This is a genomic window from Crenalkalicoccus roseus, from assembly GCF_004761865.1.
GTDB classification, from domain to species: domain Bacteria; phylum Pseudomonadota; class Alphaproteobacteria; order Acetobacterales; family Acetobacteraceae; genus Crenalkalicoccus; species Crenalkalicoccus roseus.
The window spans coordinates 518-863 of the sequence record NZ_SJDM01000111.1; the positions used below are offsets into that span (position 1 = coordinate 518).

1 protein-coding gene is annotated in these 346 nt (G+C 47.1%); it reads right to left on the reverse strand.

Annotation, left to right across the window (positions count from 1 at the left end):
* Nucleotides 1–346: hypothetical protein (locus ET526_RS21805; protein WP_204623757.1), on the reverse strand; the 346-nt coding region annotated here is incomplete at both ends.

Consider the following 346-nt stretch of genomic DNA (forward strand, 5'->3'; position numbering starts at 1 on the left):
CAGCATTACTGATACCCAATTTTCTGTGACTCGCATGATCTCCAGGATGTGCTCCGTGCTGATCTCGATAGTGACCCTGATCCTGATCATGATCACGATCGATTGATATCGCCTTCGAGGGAACTGTATCGCTCTCTCCGTTGTCTTCACAAGAACCCTCATCGAAAGTATCATACTCATCATCTGTATCACATTCCTCATCAACATCACTAAAGTGTGACGCTTTTTCTAAGCGAGACTCAATGCTTCCATTAATATCATTCGAAGTTCCCGCCGAATTTGTGGTACCGTGCAGATCCCCTGAGACAGTCTTCTTCAGTGGTAGTCTCCCGCGCAGTTCTGCGGG